The sequence below is a fragment of the Cyclobacterium xiamenense genome (assembly GCF_042140265.1).
GTDB lineage: Bacteria > Bacteroidota > Bacteroidia > Cytophagales > Cyclobacteriaceae > Cyclobacterium > Cyclobacterium xiamenense_A.
Window position 1 is genome coordinate 4,407,449 of record NZ_CP159481.1, and the last position, 22,864, is coordinate 4,430,312.

Genomic DNA, 22,864 nt, shown 5'->3' on the forward strand with positions numbered 1-22,864 from the left:
ACCGTCATTTTCATTTCGATAGTTGAGCTTTTATGATATCCGTCTGTAAAAAAAAAGCTCTGGATCTCCATCATCTAGTCCCTCTAGTACCCCTGCAAAGGTGAACTGAGCCTTAGCAAGTGCCTTTTGCATGTGAATATTCGAACGATTTGTAGACGTAAAAAGCTTCTCCGACGTACAGTGCTCAGCTATCAAATCAAATGCGCTTCTAGCTATCCCTTTTCCCCTGTATTCTTCGTCTATGACCATAAGCTCGATCCACCCCTGATCAAAAAAGCGGTAATCAAAAATCATAAACCCAACTTCCTTTTTATCTGCTAAAATGATAAAACATTCTTGATTTCGAAATAGCCTTTGAAATCTTTTCTTCTCGGTTCCGCTTGATAGATTCGTTCTTGTCAAGCCGGCGATCAAAGGCAATCACAGTGGCCTTGTCCATACTTGTTGCCTTTTTTAATCCAATCGTTGCCATATCATCTACTATTTCTACGTAGCACAGCTTCCGCCTATTTTACCCGCCAAAAATTTTCGAGCCCCTGTTAGCGTCTCACCTTCGCCTCGTAAATTTCAATCCATTGATGTGTTGACATTTTTGAACAAAGCTTACCTATCAGTTCAAATGGAATTTTGTCAGGCTTTTTGAAACGAATACAACTTTTTCCCATGTCCAATTTGGTTTTGCTGTACTTGGGATATTCTTCCGCAAACCAGGTGAGCAGCTTGTTATCTGCGTAAAGTCCCATGTGATAAAGAGCGATAAAGTTTTTCCTTGAAGCAATACTTAGAAAGGGTAATGGCTCCTTCGGGTCACAATGATACCCCTCGGGATAAATCGAATGGGGAACCACAAAACCAATCATTCCATAACTCATTGTCTCGGAAAATCCTTTCGGCAGGTTTTCTGTAATGACTTCACGCAATCGCCGGACCGCAAGTTTTCTGTCGTCATTCAGTTGCGAAATGTATTGCTCAACTGTCTCTATTTTCATCGTTACTTCTTTTCTTGGCAGTTTGACTTTTATAGCTCCCAATGATTTCGTACAATGGATCTTTCGGTGCTACCTACAGAAGTCTTAAACGCTAAACCTCTTTCGAGCATCAAATTCGGGAATTTTATCGGGGCGGGCGCAGGATCTTTATTCTCGTTACCGCCACCTTCTGGAAGCTCCTCTATTCCCTTTTCCATAGTTATTCCGGAGACCTCTATAAAAGAAGCTTCTTCCTTTTCACGGACCCCTGAAAAAGACAATTGGAAGCAAATAGATACAGGCTATATATTTCGCTCATTTTTTAAGTAGTTACCCGGGTTCTTCTTGTTCAATGCTTCTTCGGTGTCGTTTTACAACGACCGCGACGGTCTAGTGTCGAGTCCATGCTAGTAAGTTAGGAAAACTATTGAATTATTCAGTGGCTAAAACAGGATTTTGGGCTTTCGAAAAGGCTGATTAAATCCCGTTGTAAGCGTATCGTTATACTACCAGAAGGCAGCGAGGCCAGAATTGAATAGAGAACCCAACAGCGGTTGTATGGCCTGAGCGGGGAGACTTGACCCCTATTGAGGTTTCTCTTTTGGGAAAGACCAGGAAAAAATACAATTCGGTATTTAACGAAATGGTACCCACCCGGGCTTCCATTTTTTATTGGCCTTCGATTTTATTTGCCATTTTTAATCGATCGTGGTATTCTGGTCTGTCTCTCCATTTTTCGATATAGGGTTTGTATTCCGGAGTGTCCCACCAAAATTCGGAATCGGGATCCGGAACAGTTAGCCCGCCTTGATAATCATTTCCCGCGATGCTATTTTCTACCGTTTCCAACCAGGTTTCATAATATTCGATCATTTCCCTGCCTTTTTCGGCCTGTGTTGATAGAATGTCTTCATTTTCATTGGTATCAACGTTTAAGTCATACAGCGCATAGCGCTTTTTTTCAATATCCTCTACCACCAGTTTGTAATTGTTGTCAATAAGCGCCCCTTTGTTCCTATACTTAAACGGAATCGGTTTTTGGCGAATAGTGGTAGTCCTATTAAAAATAGACTTGATACTAACTCCATCGATCGGTTGCACCATAGGGTTCGTAGCCAATCCTACAATGGAATTTATGGTCGGAAAAATATCCATGGTGGAAGCAGGATAGCTGCTTATTTGTCCGCCAGTTATCTGTGCTGGCCATTCGATTATCCCGGGAACACGTATTCCTCCTTCATACACAGACCCTTTAAAACCTCTTAAGCCCCCAACACCCGCTTTGCCGCCTTGAGGTAACCCTCCGTTATCACTATTGAACCAGAGTATCGTATTGTGGGCCAATCCCCAATTTTTCAACTCATTCCTCAGAACACCGATACTTCTGTCCATCTCCACAATTTCACCCACGTAATTTTTATCCTTCTCTTCTAATTGATGCGGTAAATCGATTTTATCACCAGGTAACGCACTCCATGGGTCATGAGGACTTCCGTACCAAATTACCACAAAAAAAGGGTTGTTTTTATTGTTGGCGATAAATTCCAACGCTTGCCTTACAATAATATCGGACGAACTGCCGGTGTATTCCTCTATTTCTCCCTTATGGCTCATCAAGGGGTCTATATCAAAAAAATTTGTGACCGAAATCCATTCATCAAACCCGAAATACCCGGGATTCCGTAAATCATCGGCTAGAATCGGTACTCCAGGGCCTTTTAGTCCATTCAAATGCCATTTACCAAAGTGAGCGGTGGTGTATCCGATCCCTTTCAGCGCCTGAGCTATTGTCTTTTCTTGTATCCGCATTGGCTCGCCGTGAGAGAATACCGCTGTTCTGTCATTTGCTCTACCGGTTAAAACCGACGCCCTAGTGGGAGAGCAAACAGGTGCCCCGGCATAAAATCTATCCAATCGTAATCCATTTTTTGCCATCTCGTCTAAATTTGGAGTTTTTAAGATTGGATGACCGTAATATCCGACTTGCCCCCAACCCTGATCGTCTGACATAACCAAGATAATATTTGGTCGGTCTTCGGATGATGGCACCGATTGACAGGAGAGTAGCAAACCAGCAAGCAGGATCGATAAAAATACAAAACAGGGTCTATTCGTCATAATAGGTACTTGATGAATTATTCTTAGGGCGCATTCCTTCCATTTTTCCCTGATGATCTGGAGCTTATGCTATGTGAGGTAGGCGCCTGTTTCTTTCTTGGAAACCTTCTTGGGAAATTCAAGCCAACCGTCTGCATTGGAACAGTAGCCCGTTCGATGGAAAACACCGTTCATACCGTTACACGCTTACCGCCGGTCAAATCTTGTTGAACACAACCCAACCCGGCTGCAATTTTTTCCCATTATTTGTTTGCTTTACCTGGTGAATATAGGGCAAAAAGTTGACCGTTCCAACGGATAAAAATCCCTTCCGCCGGGGAGGCCTTACCCGAAGCCCTGCCTGTAACCAAGCCCTTTCTTCCAAAACGGGACCGATTTGCAGCCATCGATGCGCAGAAGTTCGCTGGACCGGAGCAGCAGCACTGAGCAACAGGCAGGAACAACCCAGGATGGGGAATTACGCAGGCTTGATGCCTTGGCAAGAGGCCCTTCCTGACTTAGCAGGTACAGGCAAGGGTCGGGATACGTACAAGGCGGGATTTATACGATTCAACCCGCATTTAGCCTCGGGAGTATTCGCCACATTTTTTCTTCCCTCCCCTTTCCAAGCAAGTAGTTCAGGTCTTTGGGTTAGGCCGTAAAAGTCTGTAAAAAATGTAGATATGGCTCAGAAAAGTAGTCAGACCATAAGTGATAAACATGAGCCAAATGAAACCCAGATTTTGCTCATAGAGCCTTAATCCAAAAAACTGTGGAAATGCAGTAACCAAATCGCCAAACCCTACAAGATTAAAAATCCAAACTAGCGGAATAGCAAAACGCCAATTGTTTTTTAATGCAATTGCGGTTACGATGGCTAAAACTGCCGTTGTAAAATCCAAAATTCCAACGGTGGTTAAAAATTCGGATGGGAATCCATCATAAAACTGCTCTTTGGCCATAAAGGACAAACCCAAATATCGAAAGGTATTTAGGAATACAAAAGGTAAAAGAGCAGCTTGGATGGAAAGCTTTGACACACGTGGTTGAATCCACCATTTGAAGGCCAGAATAATCGCGATTGTGCCAGTTAGGGCTTGTAAGTTGATGATTGTAAAATTGTCCATGTGTTACGTTTTTGAGTGTTTTGATAGTAAGTGATTGAGATAAAAGATCGTGCGCGCATACGTAGGCAGGCCTAGGGGTAGGGTGGTATGGACCGGAATGGCAAATTCCGGAATACCAAACCAGGCACGAATTGTAATGAAAGCGATAAACAGCGTGAAGAGGACTCCGGCTGCAAAAACCCCAATGATTGACGTGTATCGCTGTGGCTTCTGCTGCGTCCCATTTTGGTTTGCCTATTGAAGAAAAGCCATACCATTTGCGGGTACAAATCCTGACGATACAGCATATCCAGGGCTATGCGTTCCAATGTGCTATTGGGGGAATCGGAAGGCAAAGTGGTTTCTAACCCCGGATAATGAAACCCCAAGCAAAGTAAATCCTGCCATTGGCTGGCGATCAAAAAGTAGAGCACTGCTTCTTTTGGAAGCCGCTTTTCTTGAGCTAGTATAGCAGGTGCGAAATGACGTGACAACATCGTAAGTTAGCTTTGTTGTTTTTGAAAAGCCTTTACAGAAAAAATTGCTGCAATAAGGACAAACATCGCTCGAACCCAATGAAGGATGAGCCACAATTGAAGTTTACTGCTAGCTACCTCGGCTGAGTATTTCATGTCCATAAAGCCGAAGTTGGTTGGCAAGTGATACAGGCTCGTAATGGTACAGGAAATCATCAGCCCAACTAAGGCAATGGCCCAATCTTTCCGAACTGCAGGTTTACCTTTCGTATTTACCACCATTGCTATGGTGGCGATCAAAGCCGGGAGTAAAATGCCCATGGTTGGCGCCACTAGCAGCGGGAATTGTACACCAAATTGCCTCATGAACTCCATTGGTTCCAGCGTTTGCCAATAGATGCCGAAGCCAAGGCCAATCACCAATAGGTTACCAATAAAGGCCGCAGTGCCAATGATTGCGAGATAAGAAAATGCTTTTTTCAATGCTTTTTCGTTTTAGTCCCGATAGCTATCGGAATTGGCTGTTTATTTAATTGCTTGAATATAAATTTTGGTGCAAGCCGGCTCATTATTTTGAGCTGGGTAGAAATGCCCGGTGTAATTTCTTCTTTGCCCTTTGTGTAACCTTTCCAAAATTCCTGAGCTAATTTTTCCGGAGGCATGGGTTTTAAATTGTCGTCTTCGGCAATGTCTGCTCCCTGAGCCAATGGTGTATCTACCACCGGTGGCAATAATTCCACTACTTTTATGTGATGAGGTGTTAATTGAAGTCGTATGCTTCTTGTCCAAAAATGCAAAGCGGATTTTGTGGCAGAATATACGGGTGCCTGGGCAAAGGGAACATAAGCCAAACCCGAAGAAACATTGACGATAACGGCTTCTTTGCTTTTCTTTAATTGAGGTAAAAAATAATGCACCAAACGAATGGGTGAATTGAAATTGATGTCGATTTCAGCAAATTGTTTCGTTAAGTCGTTTGCTTCATTGCCGGTGTCTAGCAAAAGCATTATGCCTGCATTGTTAATCAGCACATCGATTCCACCAAATTGTCGGTCAATGGCGTCTGCCAACATTCTGACATCTGTGTCATCGGTTACATCACTTTGGAAAATGTGAATCTCTGGGTGCTCTGCCTTTACTTTTTCGAGTTTGGCTAAATCTCTGCCGGTAATAATAACGGTGTTGTTATTTTCTAAAAACTTTTTTGCCAGTGCAAGTCCAATACCTGAACTCCCGCCTGTGATCAATACTTTTTTATTGGATGGTTTCATTAGAAATAATGTTTTTAAAGTGAACCTGCATGGAGTAGCTTGGTGTGAAACCAAAGCATCAAAGCGGGTGGAATCAACTCAATCAGCATGAGAAAAATAAGAAAGGGTGTGGCAGGGTAATTTATCAATGCAACCGCTCTGACGATACCACCAATGATAAGGGCAATCATCAAAAATCGGAATAAAGCCGTTTCAGAAGGATTCCAGGCTACATAGAAGAACGCCAAAGAGGTAGCCATCCAAATGGCCGCCAGATAGCGATGATTATTGTCGGTCATTGCGTCTGTTTGCGCAGCATTGAACCTGGCCGTGGTGCCCATAAAACCCGTAGCCGCAGCAATAAGGCCGTATAACACCAGGAAACTACGAATGAAGAGTAGCATACCTATGACTATTCAGCGGTTGGTTTGAGAAAGCAATGGGCCGCAAAACGAAAATGGATGGAAGAACATCAGCGACGGCTTCGATAATGGCGAGGATTTTTGCAAATCGTATGGCGGTATACGAGTCGGGGACTACGGAAAATGAACCTTCGGTGGCAGCAGGGTGTGCTACCCAAAAAATGCCACTACCAATCAACATCACAGCCGATACGATGCTTGCCCAGATGCCCGTTTTACTCCGTCGCGGCAGACGTTTGTCCAATAACTTTAGCGCCATTCTTTGTCTCTTTTCTTTGTTAGACAAGAGAGGTTGGAATGTGTAAAGACTTTAAAGAAATTATTTTTAATTCAGGTTCAAACGGCTTTGCCAATTGGCGTCTTCCAGAATTTTTACAAGGAAGTTTTTCTTCTCAAAAGCGGTTTTGAAGCTATGGTCCTGGTGCAATGCTGCAATTTTCAATTCGGAATCCTCCACCAAAAAATCAGCATCAGGCTGCAGTTGCGCTTTGAATGTGGAATATTCTTTTCGGTTGAACAAAAGATTTTTGGCATCCACCATCCCATTTTCGGTAGCGAAGGTTACTTTTTTATGGCACCTGCAAGGGTTGGCCTTATTGACCAATCCGCATTTATTTTGCATAAAACTGTATAAGTCTTTCCGGGCCTTACTCAATTTCATTCGGTAGTTATCCTTGCTTATTTCCATAATTTCCGAACCAACGGTATGGTCTGCTCCGAATATCTCTCCAATAATATAGACCATTCGTTGCTCTTTGGTCAAGCAAAGCAGCATTCCCGAAAGGCACTGCAATCTTACTTCACGAATTTCTTCACGTTTTTGCTCTTGTTCTTCGGAAGTAATAGCCAGGCTTGGTGCTGCATCCAACCTATTCCCGAGGTCTTCAAAACTCGAAGCAAAAATAGTGGATGCCTTTTTTTGATTATTCAAAAAATGATTTTTAGCAATTCGATAAGCCCAGGTGGCAAATGAACTTTCCTGTTTGAAGGTGCTTAGATTCGAAATGATCTTGAGTAACGTTTCTTGCGTCAAATCTTCTGCATCCGGAATATTTCCTGTCAATTTCCAGGCAAAATTATAAATTATGGGTTGGTGTCTTTCTACAAGAATTGTCATAGCAGATTTCTTCCCGTCCAAAATTTGTCGGATGAGTTCCTGGTCCGTTTCGTCAGAACGGTACTTATTTTTGAATGGGTTCATTTGCTTTTCTTTTTCGTTATCGGTCTTGAAAAAAATAGTAGCCGACTGTCTGGCTTTTTGCTTTCACATTACCAGAAGTTGAAGCGGGCTTTCGACGCTTGCATTCATCACTGAATCGACTACCATTTCTACAGGTTGTTACCAGCTTGCCTATTCTGGTAGTATTACGGGTGTTTATTTCCATTCGATGTCCACGTTTACCATGTCACCAGCAAATTTAAACGGAGGCCGATAGTCTTTAGACAGAGGCGAACCGCTATCCTCGCCAAAACCGAAAGTATCGATGCCAAAACGTCCCGAAATGGGTTTATCCATTTTTCCTTCGGCAATTTTATTCCCATTTGCGCAAAGAACATTGGTTCCTCCTTTTGCCACATCCCCTTCTTTGCCCTCATAGATACCGTCCATTTGCAGGGTGGATTTGCCCACGGGGATGTTATCCGTCGATGTTACCATACACCTCTCTTCGTCAAAGAAGTTGTATTCATCGAGGAGTTTGCCGTCTTTCCGATACCAGACGAAACCACCGGCAGAACCGCCTTCAGCCACAAGAACGCCATCCGCGCCAGTATCCGGGCAATTGATTTCGGCCTGTAATAAGGGATGCCCTGGAAGGGCCCAAATAGCTGTGGTATGAAAACGTGTATGCCGCAACCCCTGAGAGGCCAATGCAGCTAAAACAGGAGTGGGAATCGGGCCGCCACAAGTACTTGTTTGCCCAAAACCTACATCATCCAATAAGATCCCCACCACATTGGGCACACCTGCTGGTGGAGTTGGTAATGCAGACCATTCAGATTGGGACTCTTGGTATGCTTTACCAATTCTTCCACCAAATTTCGGCTCGGGTAATGGTATACTGGTTCTGTCTCTATCTCCCATTTCCATTTCGCTTTCCTGGCAGGATTGATTGCAACCCAACTCGAAAAGCATCCGTACGAAAACTGACAATGAAACCGAATCGTACTTGTTTCTTTTCACGCTAGTTTATGAATAAAGGTTATTTCGTTACCTGCTGAACCGCCAGGAATAAGCGTTGCGCGGGTTTTGAAGCGATTATTCTTCCGCCCGTAATTCAAGCAGGTGACGCGCACGATCCGTTTATGGGGTTGTATGCCGTTTTCGGTATTCCTTTTTTCCGGATCTATCAACATCGGAAATTTGGCGTTCGAGCAATATAAAGAATATTTTCAGAGTTGCCTGATGCTTAGGTAAAATCTACTGAAATAAAATACCGGGGTTACGTTCGAACGAGTTGTTTCGGGTACGATCGCAACCTATTTGTAATCCGAAGGCACCCCCAATTTTCCGGTCTGACATCTCGTGTGCCCCTCCGAATCGAAACCTTCGAAGGATGTACGAACCACCATTGCAGGAGGTTCTGTAAAAGAGGGCCTGATTAATGAAACATGGGCATTTTGTTACAACCAAACGTCACATTGGGATGCACGCTGCTTGGATTGGCTGGCCCGTTTATCCCCAACTGGATCATGACTGGCGGGATTTACAAAAAAGAGATTTCACCGGTACACCTTTCCCTCTTCCTGCGCTCTATCCTCCGAGGTAATACCGAACTTCAGTCTAACCAGGGTTCGCAATTTGGTTTTTTCTGAAAATCTCCAATCCGGTTCAATCGGGAATGCTGCAAAGGAGTTACCCCCTAAATCACCGAACTGGCAGATAATTTCCGTAGCCTTGGTCCACCGCCCAGCCACATTTCCAAAACTTCCTATCTCTGGACGCTGACGGATTGCCACTCCGCCTACATCATTTACACGTATTCGTTCGGATTAACGCCAACGAAGTAAAAATCCACAGGATGGATAGCCTTTTTGGCAGGTGGCATTCGTCCTCCCGAGCCGAATGAAACCATGTAGCCCAGAAAGGAATCAACTTGTTCGTTACGGCTTAGCTCGTCTGGCGTTTGAAATGCCCATAGAAACTAAGTAAAATGGCCGCACTGGAAATCAAGGTCATGATGGTCCCCGGAACGAAATTGACAAAGCCGCCCAGGTCAAGGAATAAGAAATAACCCAAATCGGCAAAACCCCCACAAATGGCCGCCAGGAAAATAGCCTGTTTGTTACCTTTCCAGATAAAAAAAGCGGAAATAAAGGTAAGCAGACCAATCCAGAGCAGGTTGAAACCGTGCTGCCCGATGACCGCACCGGCCGCTTCTGGGTAATCCATCGTTAAACTTTCGGGATTCACTGCATCGGCAATACCACGAATAGAAGCACTGATATCATTGGTGAGCACGCCTTTCATGGTCATTCCCCCCGCTAGTAGGTGTACCAAGCCCCAGATAACCCAAAGTAGTGCGCTGATTTTAAATAGAATCGGTAGTCTTTTCATCTTGGTTGACTTTACATTTGATCGTTAGTTGAATGATTTTTCCCACAATAAACGCCGGGAATTTCTCGCCCAGTTTGAAGTCCATTCGGTTAAGTGAGAGCTGACCTGTAAACAAGCCATTCTTACATGAGAAAGGAATGGCAACTTTCCGGGTAGTTTCGAGCAGGCTGAGGTTTCCAATCACCTCGTACCCATTGGTCACGGCTGCTACAGAAGTAGATTGGAAGCAGATTTTCGGGTACCTGGTTACGAAGAAAAAGTCTTTGCTCCTTAGGTGTTCATCCCGTTTCGCATTTCCTGTATTTACCGTTGATGGACGCAGGCAAACGTTAAAATTGGCTGCTGCCAATCGCTCTTTTGGTAGCGATACCTCCCCTGAAAAATCTCTGATGCTACCGTTGATAGTTACTATCCCCAGCTTTTTTACCTCAAATACTACTTCGGAGTTTGAGGGGTCCACAGTCGATGATTTTGATGTCGTACGCATGCTATTTTCTTAGGACACAAAACTAGGGCAAGCGCAAAGCCTGCGCATTAATGTAGATTAAGAAAGAAATAGTAGTTCAATTGTTTGTGCTTCGTTTCCTGCGAACCATGGAGGGCGCTTCCGATGTGGTGCCCAAATTGGCTGCTATGATTTTTGAGGCACACGCTAGCGGATTTTCGGATCAGTTGCCTCGAAATGCTCCTACCAAGGTAAGGCCGAAGTGCTCATGAGCACGATGACTCGTTATTGGAACACCGGTACAGGCTGTATCAACTCTGGTACACGCTGTTCCTGGTGATGGTTTTTTCATTACCAGAAAATGGGGTCTTCAATAGCATCGATAAACCAGGCGCAGCAAGCTTCGCATGCTACATTACCGGCAACCACCCAACCTTCTGATGCAAACGGACAGATAGGTTCTGAACCTTTATCACCGATGGCATACCTCCGCAACGAGCCCGCCTCAACTGGATACACCTTATTGTTCACCTCAGCTTTTCGTTGAAAAATTCATCCTTCGCTTTCGTTCATTTTTTCAAGGTGCTGAGCTTGGTTTCAGGGCATACGGGATTCGTGTCTAGTGATTTGCTGGCTTTTGCCAACGCTTAAAAATAGCCTTCGTTGGTGGTCGTTTTCAATCCAATTTATGGGACCGAATGGAGCGTCTTTCTTTCAATGCGATCGCCTTTTTTCTCCCATCACCTACCTACCGGGAAGCGGCTTTGGTCCTGCTTTTGTTTTCCCCCCGGTAGTTTGTCGTGTGCATCTCGCTACCGTACGTAGCCTTCCGCCGGGCTTTCCCTACCAGGAATCGATGTACTGAATTTTCGTATTATTGCTTCCCGCCCAAGGCACGAAGGCCCCTGGGACAAACCCGGGTGACCGACTAGGTGGAATCGTCCGACAACGCTGCGCCATTCCGAAGAGGGCCGCTAAAACAGCAAAGACCCCCCTGGAAAAAATGAGTAGAAAGCCGGCAAAGCTGCTCCCCCATAACCCCGCAAGAGAGCTCCGACAGAAACATCGAAACGGACAACAGCCGAAAGCACTTGCAAATAGCCGGGCCGGATAATCAGCGGGTAAGCCGTTTCCTTTTTGAGGTATCGGTTATTGTATGGGTTTTGGAGCATCCTTGAAGTGTTTGTATTTGCCCAGCAATTTACCAACGACGACCGTGATGGGAAATACCACCTTCTTGACAAAATTTGGTATATCCTTCAAGTCATATTCCGATTTGTAACGGGTCATTAGAAACGCACTATCAAAAGGATCGCCTTCGGCCTTACCCGCTTTATTCATGGAATTATAAATGCCGGTAAGGAAATAATCCAAGGTATTGGCCGGTTTGACCCACCCTTCACATTCCAGTATGTCTTCACCGGCATTCCAGAAGCGGTGCATTTCACCTCTTTTAAATACCACACGTTCGCCTTCATGCAGAAACTTTTCCTCCTCCCCGTCAACCTGATAGCCCAACAGCCCGCTGTTTACGGTGAGGCCTTCATCTTGTTTATAATGAACATGGAAAGGGGGACCCGCTCCCGGGCTCAGTTTGTTAAGAAGCATCAGCTTTTTTTCTCCGTTTTCTTCCACGATGGATTGGAAAATAAGAATTTCTCCAAACAGGTTTTCAACCGTGTGCGGATACGTATAGGGATAGTTCATACCAGATGTTTTCATGCAAAAATAGTACAATGTACTATTTTTGCAAGCTTTTTTTAGTACATTGTGCTAAAATTAATCTTGAATGATCAAAAAAGAGTGGATCCTGCAAAAAGCGCTGGAGCAATTTAATGAACGGGGCTACTCGGAGGTGGGGGTCAGGGAACTGGCCCGCATGCTGGAGATCAGCCCGGGGAACTTATCCTATCATTTCAGCAAGAAGGAAGATATCTTGATAGCTTTGCTGGAGCAATTTTCTGCCCGAAACAGTTCATTTTACGAGCATTATTTGACCCTTTCCCCCACGAATGCGCATTTTTTGGAGCTAATGGAAAAGATATTTAACTCCCAGTATGAGTACCGGGGGGTATATATTGGCAATCAATACGTACGGACAGAATTACAAAGCCAGGACCGTTTTGACTATCAATCGATCGCAACAAAGAGAGCGTCAACTTTTCAAAAGATCTTCCAGGGGCTGGACGCTGCCGGGCAGCTCAGGGTCAACGGGGAGGACATTGCCTTTTTGGTAGCTCACATCACCTTATTTGGGCGTTTCTGGATTTCGGAAGCCACTTTGTTCACTAAATTTCCTGATAAAAATAAAACCATCCGGCATTACCTGTTCCTACTCGCAAAGCAGCTTTCCTTGTTTGCTACAGAGCAGGGGAAAAAGTCAATTGAGGAATTTAGCAGGGGTATGAGCTGATCTGCTGCTATTGGATTGGCTTTGAGAGGTACCGGAAAGTGGAGCGGGGGTGTTGAAACGGTTTCCTGCGAAAATCCGTCAACGAGCCAGGCAGACGAGTGTGCACGATTGATGTAAAATCTTAAATCGTCCCAGACAGCCTCGCGGTGATTGAAGCGGGCGAAATAGCCGGAAAACCCGGTCTGCCCGCATTCCATCGGTAGCTTTTTTACCGGGTCAGATTTCGTTGTTTGGTCGGGGCAATACTAATCCTATTATTTCCGCGTATCGCTACCATTTGTCCGCATTCGTTGCCTCCAATTCCTCGAAGCTTTCATGGTCAAGACTCTCCCAATGCTCTAGAACACTTTTGTCGCCTGCAGCTGTTCTCCCCAAATAAGATAGTATAAGGCAATATTTTTGAAGATCTTTTTTATAGGGATTGGAATCAGGCAATTGATCAATCAATCGTTTCATTTTATCGTATGCCTGAGTTACCTTTTCCAGTTCTATAGGTTCCCCTCTTGGCCTTTTCAGTCCACCATGGTGGAGGAATAATTCTTCATCGTTGTAATAAATGCTCTTAACAAAATCAAAGGTATTTTTATACATGTCGAAGGCCGCATCCGGTGCTTGCGGAAAATACTCCTTACAAAAATCCATCAACACCGTATCCGGATTGACATACGGGTCTTGGACAAATCGGTGAAAGGTGTAAATATTGATCCAGTTGGCCCATGGACGATTTTTATCAATAATAGGGAAACGGCCTGAATTCCAGTTAAACCGTACACCAACATGCTTGATACCGGCATTTGCTACTGCTTTAAACCGTGGGGCCCAATAGTCGCCCAAATAAACGGGAAAAATATTGTGCGTTTCGTATTCCCTCCATGCATCGAATTCAACTAAAAGTCGAGTGCCATCGACCCCTTTTCTTATAAAGTCGGTATCCAACTCGTTGGTTATACAAAAGTCACCTTGCGTATGTTTTATCGAATAGATTAGGTTTTCTTCATCACCAACTCCCAATTCTTTGTCCGGAACTCCCAAAAAATCACAACGCTGCCAGGTCCGCATCAATGCAATTCGTTCCTTCTGATCCGATTTCAGGGCTTTTGCCGTGAGATTATGAAACTTCATAAGGCCTTCTCTTGTGTCAAGCTGTCCTTCTGTTTCATCTCCGGTTACCTGATACCCTGCAACATCGGGAAAGGTTTCGATGAGCTCTTTCATGGCATTTTCGTATACCTGCCACGATTCTTGTGAATCTTTAAAATCAACACCTACGTCACCGGGCCATGCAAACTGGTTGCTGTGCAGGTACAGGTCAAGACCTTTTTGTTTTCCATACTCAATAACTTCTTTCACAGCATTTATTAGCTCCCTATCTGGCTCATGTTTACCTCCCCAGGTCAACAATTCCTGAAAGGCATCTTTCTGAAACAACAAATAACTGGTAAATCCCAATTCCGCGGCAACATCCATGTTTGCCTTGATTTGAAAAACCTGTTCTTGCAAAGTGAAAATATCGTACCGTTTGTGGTAGCGTAAATTCCAGTGGTCAATTACCTGGATCGTCTCAAAATAAAAATCCGTAGCATTTTCTCCGACGGTATCCGATTGAGATACATTACCGCTACCTTTGGAGGAACATCCAAAAATGGAAAAAAGCACAAGGCAACCGTAACACAAAAAGAGGAAATTCCTATTCTTCGTACCTTCCTGTTTCTGAAAAGGTACGATCGGATTGTTTTGGCTTGGTTGATGTAATTTCTTTTTTATCATCCTTTTGTAAGGTCTTCGCAACGTTTCTTTTTAAATTACCTACCAACGAGCCGAATGAGTGGTCTCCGCTGCGTGTTTGTGCTTTTCTGAAAATTAAGGAGGTCGTGGCGCGCAGCCCTGACTCGATTCGCTGGTCTTTACCCACCCAAGCTTCCATCACCGAAGCTCTTTTTCTGCACCTATGGTGCATGCCCCTTCAAAGATAATGCTTTTACATGCAACATCCCGAACAATCGGCGGTGGCCCGCCATGAGTCAATAGCCCCTGAACCGCTCATCGGCGGATGCCTCCTTCACGGCGCATACTTGGTGGTCAAGTTGCTCGGACACATGCATCGAACTGCTAGCGGCCAGGGGCCATAGTCGATCCTGGCATTTCTCTGCTATTGCTAATTCAATTTCCAGCATGATTATCAACGTCAACAGACTAAAACCAATCAATCCGCTTATTCCTGCTCTCAAGAGATCGGTAGTTGTACTGGTTTTTTTCCTTCTGACAATTTTCCTCTTTAGGCTAACTACCAGCACAAATGGCCATACCACTAAAAAACCATATCCATAGAAGGTAGTTGGATGGTACAGTTCTTCCATTGCATTTCGAATAATTCCAAAGAAGATATAATCCATTACCACGGCCAACACTAAAAACATCGCTGCAATCATTGAGGCCGCGCGCAGCAATTCTGCTTTCGGATACGTCCTCAATGCCAAAAAGGCCACATACGCCCAAATTATCGGAGCGATTGTGAGCATCAATGTCATTCCCAGGTAAGGGCTGTAACTCCACGGAAACCACAAAAGAAGATTTGAAGCCCAATAGGCTGCCAATCCCAGTAGGAACGTATATAAAATCCATCTGTTCATGCATGAAAACGGAATGCTGGACTTACGTAAAGGCGTACCATCCGGCCAAGCTGTATTCGGAGGCGCTTTCGGGGACTTACCGCCGGGCTTTACCAAACGTTACTCACCCTGCCAAATATACTATTTTATCCGCTTTTGTCCACTGCCGGCTAGCCAGGGTTACAGGCAGGCCTTGTTTTTTTCAGTGATTCGCTACCGGTATGCCAAAAACCGCATTGGATTTCCAGACAGCCACCGAACGAGCAGCACCAACAAAACAGCGCCCGAGGCCAACCGCTGGCCCCGTAAGGCGTTGGGTAGTGCCCAAGCCAGGGCGAGTAGCGCCGGTACTGCTTCTATCCGAAAAATGCATGCGAAAACCAAATTCACAACAAACACTGCAAGCTCCTTCCAAATGCCCGATGCACCTGCTGACAATATGCTGATGTCGGGGATCTACCCGGGTCCTCATGGACCAACCAATCATGCGAAGATTTCAGCTGTGAAAGCGCACGAAAAGTAATTTTTTCCTACAGCTGACGCATCTTGCCCCTACCCTTTTGTCCGAAAAGCGCCAAGTAGACGCTACAAAAACCCGACCTAAGCCCCATACGTACATTGGCGGTTCCCCCCAAACGATCGGAACAGGCCGGGCAAGGGGGCACATCGCCCTTACCGGCCCCACAGACTCCCCGCCAAAGCGGGAAAAATCGGTTAATGGCAGCCGCTTTTTAAAGATTCGTTCAATTGATGTGGCAGGCGTCCAACTAAAAACCATTGGTAGTTTCGCGTAGACCCGCTCAGGGAATTTGAATAGGCGACTCTCTTTGAATTTACTACTACTTCACCTATTTTTTGTATCCTTTGTTGTGCTTACTGCTAATTTTCTGCAGATCATTTTTAACGTTCTTTACCATTTTTCCGAAGGATTTTTCCTTTTTCCTTTTTTCTGCAACCGTACGGTCAAAATGGTCCCTCTCCCGTTCAATTTTCAAAAAATTCGCATACGATTTGCTATCAATCTCCCCCTGCTCAACCGCTTCCCTTACGGCACAACCCGTCTCATGGGTATGGGTACAATCCGTGAATTTACATTTCTTTGAAAAACTGATAATTCTATCAAATGTATTTTCCAATCCACCTGCGGAATCAATTATTCCGATTTCCCGCATGCCGGGATTGTCAATAAGTATTCCCCCACTTTCTAAAACAATTAATTCCCGGTGGCTGGTTGCATGCCTTCCTTTATTGGTACTTTTACTCAGGGTAGTTGTTTTCATCAGGCGCTTGCCTGCCAGGTTGTTCATCAATGTTGATTTACCCACACCGGAAGAGCCAAGCAAGCAATAGGTCTTTCCTTTTTCCAATAACCCCATGATGGAGTCATACCCCTCCTTTGATTCGTTGCTGATCGCAAAAATAGGCGTATTTTTTACCCGCTGTTTCACATGCGCTACCAGTTCATTGAGCTTTTCAGCCTCAACCAGGTCGGTTTTCGTGAGAACGATAACGGGTCTTACTTTCGAAGCGTAACAAATGGTCAAGTATCGTTCGAGGCGATTCGTATTCAAATCCCTATCTACTGCCTGAACTAAAAGTGCACAGTCAATATTTGCGGCAATCAGTTGCGTTTCACCAACCTTTCCTACGGCTTGTCTTGAAAGAAGCGAGAGTCGGGGAATCACACGATGGATGATCGCAAAATCCCCCTCACAATTTACTAAGGCAACCCAATCTCCAACCGCCGGAAAGTCTTCACGACAAGTGGCAGTGAACCTAAGGTTTCCCGTAATTTCAGCGTCAAATTCTCCCTTTTCGTTCTTTACACGATATCTTTCCTTGTGTTCGGATAGTACCCGTCCAATTTCGAAATCCTCCAGATGATGCTCTTTTCTTAGTTTTTCGAACCTGTCGTTATACCCTAAATCTTCTAAAGTCATGGCATTATCATTTTGCAGCCTGTCTTCTATTGAGTCCAACAAGCAAGCAACAGGAGTATCCGCACCCGTTGCCAGGTGTATTCAAACGCCTTTTTCGCATGGTCCGTTCCCAAAACACCGTTCTGCCATTCATTTTCGTGTTTGCCAAACTCAGTGTTCGACTACTTTCAAAAATTTAGCTGCATTGTTGTAGAAAATGTCTTCCTTATCTTGTGCCGTCAAAAAGTCAAGGCTATTCAAGAAATGTATGGACTTTCCGATGGCGTAGGGCCAGGTCATTTGATCGGATCCAAACATCACTCGATCTAAATATCCGGCATGCTTTGCATTTCTTAAAAAGTCGGTCACCGTTCTCTGGGCGTTGGGCTCAACCCACAGCATAACGGCTATGTCCGTGTAAAGTTGCGGGTAATAGGCCATGAGTCGCAACGCATGTTCGTGCCATTCTTCTCCTCCATTGTGCATCAGGTAGATTCTCAATTTCGGGTATTTTACCAAAACATCCTCCATCAGGTAGGGGTCTCCCAACCGCAGTCTTGCATTGGGAGACCAGGAATACGTTCCCCCGGGATCGCCACCGCCCGTATGTACGGCCACGGGAATGTCGTACTTTTCACAAATTCTGAGATAGGGCTGCCAAATGTCGTCGCTGAGGGTCGTACCACTGTAGTAGGCACCGATTTCGCCGAATACTTCAATTTTTTTATCCAGAACTAGTTGTTCGAACGCCACAGAATCCAGCCCGTAGTCATCCGGGTGAAAAATCAAGATCCCCCGGATAATTCGTTGACTACTATCTTTGGAAGCCCATTCTTCAACACTTTCCGGATTTCCGCTCACCACAGCTTTACTAATGTTCCATTTTTCGAATTCCTTGTAGGTTGCAAGTCTGAGTTCCTCCGCAGAGGCAGCACCCGGAGTTCCGTAATAGTCAGTAGCATTGGTCAATTCCTGCATATCCGCCTCTGAATACGAATGGATATGCATGTCGATTATTTTGGATTGGGCGACTAGCAGATGCGTACTGCAGAGGGTCGATAATGCGATTAGGTATACTTTATGCATAGGTCGGGTATATTACGTGTGACGGTTCGGCTAGGAAAGGTAGGCATTTCGAAGCTCCTTCCTTTCAAGGTACCGGTCCGTTTAATAGGTGTAAGATCGTTCAAATGTAGCACTTTCTGCTCAGTGCTTTTTTATTGCTTGGTAGGGTGCCTTTTCTTAATTGTTAGGAAAAATATTTCTTCAGGTCATTTTATTATTTTATCTCCCCGGCTTGTTTTAGTGAAAACCGAGATAAAATAGGTCCAATAATCTCATGAATTAAAGCTGCTCCTATTACCACTCCCATAATCATGGAAGTATATTCTTTATACATCGCATTTTCTGTAAGCAAAAGCGCTAAACCGATTACAATACCACCTTGTGGAATAAGCCCTCCACCGGTGTATCGTTTTAATTTAGAACTAGTATTCAGTATTACTGCCCCTGAATAGATGCCGGAGAATTTACCTAGCATTCTGGCTATTATATATATAAATATCAGCACATAGCTACCGGTTATTGAGGATAGCTGTAAATGTAATCCGGATAAAGTAAAAAATATCACAAAAATCAATTCATCCGTATAGCGTTCAATGAGTTTAAATATTTTGTTGGACAGTGGATTCCAATTTGAAATCACCGATCCAAGAGTTATCGTAGAAAGCAGTGATTCAAAACCCATAAATTCGGAAATTCCGTAGCTTACGAGTATTAACCCAAAGGTTAAGACGATCAATGTACCATCTTCTTGCTTTTCAACTATTCTTACGATGAAATTGAATAATAACCCCATTAGTCCGCCTATAATAATTGCGCCACTTACACTTTTTAATAGTTCCACTAACGTTTGACTAAAATGTATTTCAGTTTTTCCTAGAAAAAAAGCAGCAAATGCAGTTACCAATGTATAAATGATTATTCCTACGATATCATCAAACGCGGCTATTTCAAGCATTGTTGAACTTACTTCTCCTTTTGCTTTATATTCATGAATTACAGCCAAAGTTGCAGAGGGGTCAGTTGGAGCAGCCAGTGAAGCAAGAACAAGACTAATAGCAGTTATTGTATATACAGAATCCAGGATAGGAATAAAATAATAAAGACATAAAAACATTAATAAAAAAACAAAAACAAAAGCAAAAAGGGATTCAAATACAGTTAGCAATACTATCTTTCTACCTGTTTTTCTTAATTTATTCGCAGAAAGTGATCCTCCTATTGAAAATGTTATAAATGAAAGCGATATCGTTAGCAATGGATCCGTATGATCCACAAAAACACTGGACATAATTCCTGTGACATCAGGATTTAATAGGATACCCGCTAAAATATAACCGGATATTTTTGGCAATTTTATTTTTTGGGCTAGTTCTCCTACTATATATCCTGAAAATATTAAGATTCCAATACTTAAAATTACATTCATAATCTTTCATCCACTATTTGATCGAGACAAAATGCACACCAAGTTTTCGTATAAAATGTATTTGCATGCATTTTATACCTTGTGTGTGCCCGGCATGGACATCCTGTATCGAAGATACCAAATTATTCCAGAGGGTGAAACGCCTGTGCCGATTTCTCGGCATCCCTTATGTACGGGAATTCCCGATAAAAATCGGGACAGGCTGTGCCCCGAAGCATTAGCAAGTCGCATTGCCTGTCCCGCCGATGCGGGAGTGGTTGGTCGGAAGGCCTGCAGTGAAGCCCTGGCGTATCGGGTTATACTTTAAGCCAGACTGCGGTGGCTGTATGGACGAACAGGCCCGAACAGGGGAGTGTGCAGGAAGCGCAGAACCCACCATATACCTGAGGCCATGAGGTTGGATAAGGTGCCAGGAATTGTTCCGACCATCAAGGCTAGGCCGAAGTCCCAACCTTCCGAAAGGACGGAAGCACCGAAATGGCAGACCTGCCTGCTGCAGACGGGTACGGCAGAGGACAAAGCGGGAGCTTGGGGCCGTGATGAGGGAAGGCACAAGCCTGCCTGCCACAGGTAGCGATGTTCTGTTCACCTTACCGAGGGAGATCTTGGTTTAGATTCGTTTTCTGTGAGCCAAGAGAACAAGCCTGAAACGTGGGTTAGAAGTATTCGTTTTTTAAAGAATTGGGCAGTCCGTTTGCAAGGGGATAACTTGTTGAATTGAATGACATGATTACTGCCCCTAAAATTCTGATCGAATCACCCTGGTGACTGCTCCGGTTTCGCCTAACGGGATTTTCACGCTTGGCTTTTCGAACCGCACGAATACTTGGTTGTTGTACACAATTTTTATTCTTCGTAGATATCAAATTTATTCGAGACAGATTTCATCAGTTCTTTGTTGGCGAAATCCTCTTCCGTCATTTGTGATAGTTCTTCTAAAAAACATCAAATTGTCCATTTTTAAATAGCGTAAGCATTTTTCCACCATTCTTACAGATGGCTTCATGCCACACATTCGGGGGTACGGTGATGGTATCCCCTTCTTTTAGAATGATTGTTTCATCGTCAAAAACAAGTTTCATTTCGCCTTTCAACATATAGAATATCTCTGTCATCAATTTATGATGATGTCGATTTAAATGAAATCCAGGTTTCAATGTGTCCTCGATTAGGCACAATTCACCATTCGTATCTCTTGATGAAAGCTTAACGAAGCAATGGTCTTGCGAATAATTATAATTCTCCCCTTCTCCGCTTTTTATATACTGTTTGGTCTTCATGATTTTTTTATTGGGTACAACGTCCAGGTAAAACGAGCAGGCGACACAATTGCCAAAAGCACCAAAGTTTCGGGCTTGCGTGGTCGCATCCTATGGCTCGGTTCGCATATTCATTGTATTATTAGTTGTAGCTCGTTTTTAGTGTTCAGAGATGAATCTAAGGATTTCTTCCAATGATTTTATTGCAGCCAAAGCATTTCCTTCATCCGTACCACCTCTGGCAGCGCTATTGGAATAATCCTCCGGTGGCAAATAAGGAATTCCACAACCTTGTCCACCACCGGCAAAGTTATGACCAGCCTTATCATAGGAATAGTGTGCATACTCATACTGAAAGTGCCGCTGCTCAAGCCTTTTCATCATCATCTCAGACATCATGAAAGAAGGCCATACGTTATCTTCTTTTCCGGAAATGAACAAGATAGGAGCTTTTATTTTTTCTACTTCAATAGCCGATTGATTGATCATTTCTTCGTTTTTGAAGGCACTTTGAAATTTAGGTCCATCGTGATACTGAACTCCCTTTTCCTTCATCTCCAATTCTATTCTTTCGGAATCTTCCTCTGAATATTCAGCATACGGAAATCCTTTTCCTTTATACGTAAAGGAAGACTTGCCATCTTCCCAACCAAACCAGACCACATTGGAGGGTGCTTCCACCACCACATACTGCAGACCATCATAATGCGCTGCATACAGCAAGGCCAACTGCGCCGCCATCGACCATCCCATGATCCCAATTCGGGCGGTGTCTATTTCCGCTTGATTTTTCAGCCATTCATACGCTTTGGCTACGTATTCGAGAGGAATTTCTGTTATTCCTTCCGGTAAACCATCGTATCTGAAATACTTAAGGTTAAGTACAGCAAACCCTTCACTGGCAAATAAAGAGGATCTTTCTTGTCGAAATTGACCACCCGATCCTCCGAGAAAAATGATTGCCGGAACTTTCTTTTCACTTTTTGGCAGGTAATAATCAGCAATTAGGCTATCCCTTATTTCCTTTCTCGTTATTTTAAGTGCGTCAAGCTCCCTCGTACTTCTTCTATATACCGTTTTACGGGCAACCATTGAATCATTGACAAGAACATTAATTGTAGCAGTGTACCCCTTACCGGTTGCGATCTGATGGTCATCCTTGCTTTTCATTGACCAAAACAACCCCATAGGGTGAACTCCAGTGTACGATCCACTTATGGACGCTGATTGTTTTGGATTGACCATTCCAAACCCATCCGCAACAAATACGGCACGGGATGTCCATTTATTGCCTTCTGCATCAATTGCTTTCACCTGAATTGTGATTTGCTCTCTAGGCTCAATCCCTGTTACTTCTATTTTAAGAGGCTTATGATAAAGTGATGTGTCAGGACTTACAAACAACGAGATTTTCGACTCCTGGCCAACTAGAAAAGAACTTTGCAGAAAGAATATGAAAGAGAAAATTAAAAGCATTTTCATGAAATTAATGTTTCGTCTGCGATTATGAGCTACAACGGTCAAGTATAAGAGCAGTAGCGGATTTCAAGGCGATTACCTGTCCGTCACCACTAAAGTATATTAAATGCATAGACCTTGAATTTAGCGCTTCACCCGCTATTGCTTTTATACAATGTTATGGGCTGATTACACTCAGAGTCTTTTCTGATTACAATAAATATTTCTATTTATTTTGATATAGCTCAAGCTACTATAGGAACAGTTTTTTTAAATGAGGATTCCATCTTTACCGTAAAATAAAGATGGAATCTTGTTGAGATAAACTCAGGATTTGTGCTCTAAACTAATCTATCTCATGTTGCAAACATGTTTATCATAAAATTAATGATAGT

24 protein-coding genes are annotated in these 22,864 nt (G+C 43.9%); 3 read left to right on the forward strand and 21 right to left on the reverse strand.

Annotation, left to right across the window (positions count from 1 at the left end):
- Positions 1-30 precede the first annotated feature (30 nt).
- From ABWH99_RS17955 to ABWH99_RS18000, 10 genes are all read right to left on the reverse strand, one after another.
- The gene (locus tag ABWH99_RS17955) at positions 31-420 is read right to left on the reverse strand and encodes a GNAT family N-acetyltransferase (RefSeq protein WP_375583199.1); all 390 of its coding nucleotides are present in this window, start codon (positions 418-420) and stop codon (positions 31-33) included.
- A 119-nt stretch (positions 421-539) separates the two neighbouring features.
- The gene (locus tag ABWH99_RS17960; RefSeq protein ID WP_375583200.1) at positions 540-1,031 is read right to left on the reverse strand and encodes a DUF1801 domain-containing protein; all 492 of its coding nucleotides are present in this window, start codon (positions 1,029-1,031) and stop codon (positions 540-542) included.
- Positions 1,019-1,249: a phage tail protein gene (locus tag ABWH99_RS17965; protein WP_375583201.1), complete on the reverse strand. Its 231-nt coding sequence runs from the start codon at positions 1,247-1,249 to the stop codon at positions 1,019-1,021. The genes ABWH99_RS17960 and ABWH99_RS17965 overlap by 13 nt, the downstream gene beginning before the upstream one ends.
- 388 nt (positions 1,250-1,637) lie before the next feature.
- Positions 1,638-3,086 (reverse strand): sulfatase, encoded by a 1,449-nt coding sequence (locus tag ABWH99_RS17970; RefSeq protein WP_375583202.1) that lies wholly within the window; start codon positions 3,084-3,086, stop codon positions 1,638-1,640.
- Between the two features lie 617 nt (positions 3,087-3,703).
- On the reverse strand, positions 3,704-4,192 hold the full coding sequence (locus ABWH99_RS17975) for a hypothetical protein (protein WP_375583203.1): 489 nt from the start codon (positions 4,190-4,192) through the stop codon (positions 3,704-3,706).
- A 482-nt stretch (positions 4,193-4,674) separates the two neighbouring features.
- Positions 4,675-5,130, reverse strand: a complete 456-nt coding sequence (locus ABWH99_RS17980; protein WP_375583204.1) for a hypothetical protein — start codon at positions 5,128-5,130, stop codon at positions 4,675-4,677.
- Positions 5,127-5,918 carry an SDR family oxidoreductase gene (locus ABWH99_RS17985; protein ID WP_375583205.1) on the reverse strand — a complete coding sequence of 264 codons (792 nt, stop codon included), beginning with the start codon at positions 5,916-5,918 and terminating at the stop codon, positions 5,127-5,129. The genes ABWH99_RS17980 and ABWH99_RS17985 overlap by 4 nt, the downstream gene beginning before the upstream one ends.
- 14 nt (positions 5,919-5,932) lie before the next feature.
- On the reverse strand, positions 5,933-6,301 hold the full coding sequence (locus ABWH99_RS17990; RefSeq protein ID WP_375583206.1) for a DUF4345 family protein: 369 nt from the start codon (positions 6,299-6,301) through the stop codon (positions 5,933-5,935).
- Positions 6,302-6,644: 343 nt separating this feature from the next.
- Positions 6,645-7,520: an RNA polymerase sigma factor gene (locus ABWH99_RS17995; protein WP_375583207.1), complete on the reverse strand. Its 876-nt coding sequence runs from the start codon at positions 7,518-7,520 to the stop codon at positions 6,645-6,647.
- Positions 7,521-7,694: 174 nt separating this feature from the next.
- Complete coding sequence (locus ABWH99_RS18000) at positions 7,695-8,501, reverse strand: hypothetical protein (RefSeq protein WP_375583208.1); 807 nt, start codon at positions 8,499-8,501, stop codon at positions 7,695-7,697.
- Between the two features lie 428 nt (positions 8,502-8,929).
- On the opposite strand from ABWH99_RS18000, the gene ABWH99_RS18005 reads away from it, so the two are divergent.
- Complete coding sequence (locus tag ABWH99_RS18005) at positions 8,930-9,133, forward strand: hypothetical protein (RefSeq protein WP_375583209.1); 204 nt, start codon at positions 8,930-8,932, stop codon at positions 9,131-9,133.
- Between the two features lie 295 nt (positions 9,134-9,428).
- Here the strand turns inward: ABWH99_RS18005 and ABWH99_RS18010 are convergent, their stop codons facing one another.
- The 3 genes from ABWH99_RS18010 to ABWH99_RS18020 all read right to left on the reverse strand — a co-directional run bounded on the left by ABWH99_RS18010 (position 9,429) and on the right by ABWH99_RS18020 (position 12,027).
- On the reverse strand, positions 9,429-9,875 hold the full coding sequence (locus ABWH99_RS18010) for a hypothetical protein (protein WP_375583210.1): 447 nt from the start codon (positions 9,873-9,875) through the stop codon (positions 9,429-9,431).
- Positions 9,850-10,362 carry a YceI family protein gene (locus ABWH99_RS18015; protein WP_375583211.1) on the reverse strand — a complete coding sequence of 171 codons (513 nt, stop codon included), beginning with the start codon at positions 10,360-10,362 and terminating at the stop codon, positions 9,850-9,852. The genes ABWH99_RS18010 and ABWH99_RS18015 overlap by 26 nt, the downstream gene beginning before the upstream one ends.
- Positions 10,363-11,469: 1,107 nt before the next feature.
- Complete coding sequence (locus ABWH99_RS18020; RefSeq protein ID WP_375583212.1) at positions 11,470-12,027, reverse strand: cupin domain-containing protein; 558 nt, start codon at positions 12,025-12,027, stop codon at positions 11,470-11,472.
- A gap of 82 nt (positions 12,028-12,109) precedes the next feature.
- On the opposite strand from ABWH99_RS18020, the gene ABWH99_RS18025 reads away from it, so the two are divergent.
- Entirely contained in the window at positions 12,110-12,733 is a 624-nt protein-coding gene (locus ABWH99_RS18025) for a TetR family transcriptional regulator (RefSeq protein WP_375583213.1), read from the forward strand.
- A gap of 270 nt (positions 12,734-13,003) precedes the next feature.
- Here ABWH99_RS18025 and ABWH99_RS18030 read toward each other — a convergent pair whose 3' ends face one another.
- The 3 genes from ABWH99_RS18030 to ABWH99_RS18040 all read right to left on the reverse strand — a co-directional run bounded on the left by ABWH99_RS18030 (position 13,004) and on the right by ABWH99_RS18040 (position 15,363).
- On the reverse strand, positions 13,004-14,389 hold the full coding sequence (locus ABWH99_RS18030; RefSeq protein ID WP_375583214.1) for a hypothetical protein: 1,386 nt from the start codon (positions 14,387-14,389) through the stop codon (positions 13,004-13,006).
- 31 nt (positions 14,390-14,420) lie between these two features.
- Positions 14,421-14,657 (reverse strand): hypothetical protein, encoded by a 237-nt coding sequence (locus ABWH99_RS18035; RefSeq protein WP_375583215.1) that lies wholly within the window; start codon positions 14,655-14,657, stop codon positions 14,421-14,423.
- A gap of 97 nt (positions 14,658-14,754) precedes the next feature.
- Entirely contained in the window at positions 14,755-15,363 is a 609-nt protein-coding gene (locus tag ABWH99_RS18040; RefSeq protein WP_375583216.1) for a hypothetical protein, read from the reverse strand.
- On the opposite strand from ABWH99_RS18040, the gene ABWH99_RS18045 reads away from it, so the two are divergent.
- Positions 15,362-15,865, forward strand: coding sequence for a hypothetical protein (locus ABWH99_RS18045; protein ID WP_375583217.1), 504 nt, complete (start codon positions 15,362-15,364; stop codon positions 15,863-15,865). The genes ABWH99_RS18040 and ABWH99_RS18045 overlap by 2 nt on opposite strands.
- 325 nt (positions 15,866-16,190) lie before the next feature.
- Here the strand turns inward: ABWH99_RS18045 and rsgA are convergent, their stop codons facing one another.
- The 5 genes from rsgA to ABWH99_RS18070 form a co-directional block, all read right to left on the reverse strand.
- Positions 16,191-17,282, reverse strand: a complete 1,092-nt coding sequence (gene rsgA, locus ABWH99_RS18050; RefSeq protein WP_375583218.1) for a ribosome small subunit-dependent GTPase A — start codon at positions 17,280-17,282, stop codon at positions 16,191-16,193.
- Positions 17,283-17,432: 150 nt separating this feature from the next.
- Positions 17,433-18,347 carry an amidohydrolase family protein gene (locus ABWH99_RS18055; protein WP_375583219.1) on the reverse strand — a complete coding sequence of 305 codons (915 nt, stop codon included), beginning with the start codon at positions 18,345-18,347 and terminating at the stop codon, positions 17,433-17,435.
- Positions 18,348-18,540: 193 nt separating this feature from the next.
- Positions 18,541-19,752: a cation:proton antiporter gene (locus tag ABWH99_RS18060; protein ID WP_375583220.1), complete on the reverse strand. Its 1,212-nt coding sequence runs from the start codon at positions 19,750-19,752 to the stop codon at positions 18,541-18,543.
- A gap of 935 nt (positions 19,753-20,687) precedes the next feature.
- Complete coding sequence (locus tag ABWH99_RS18065; protein WP_375583221.1) at positions 20,688-21,032, reverse strand: cupin domain-containing protein; 345 nt, start codon at positions 21,030-21,032, stop codon at positions 20,688-20,690.
- Between the two features lie 138 nt (positions 21,033-21,170).
- Positions 21,171-22,493, reverse strand: a complete 1,323-nt coding sequence (locus tag ABWH99_RS18070) for an acyl-CoA thioesterase/BAAT N-terminal domain-containing protein (protein WP_375583222.1) — start codon at positions 22,491-22,493, stop codon at positions 21,171-21,173.
- Positions 22,494-22,864: the final 371 nt, after the last annotated feature.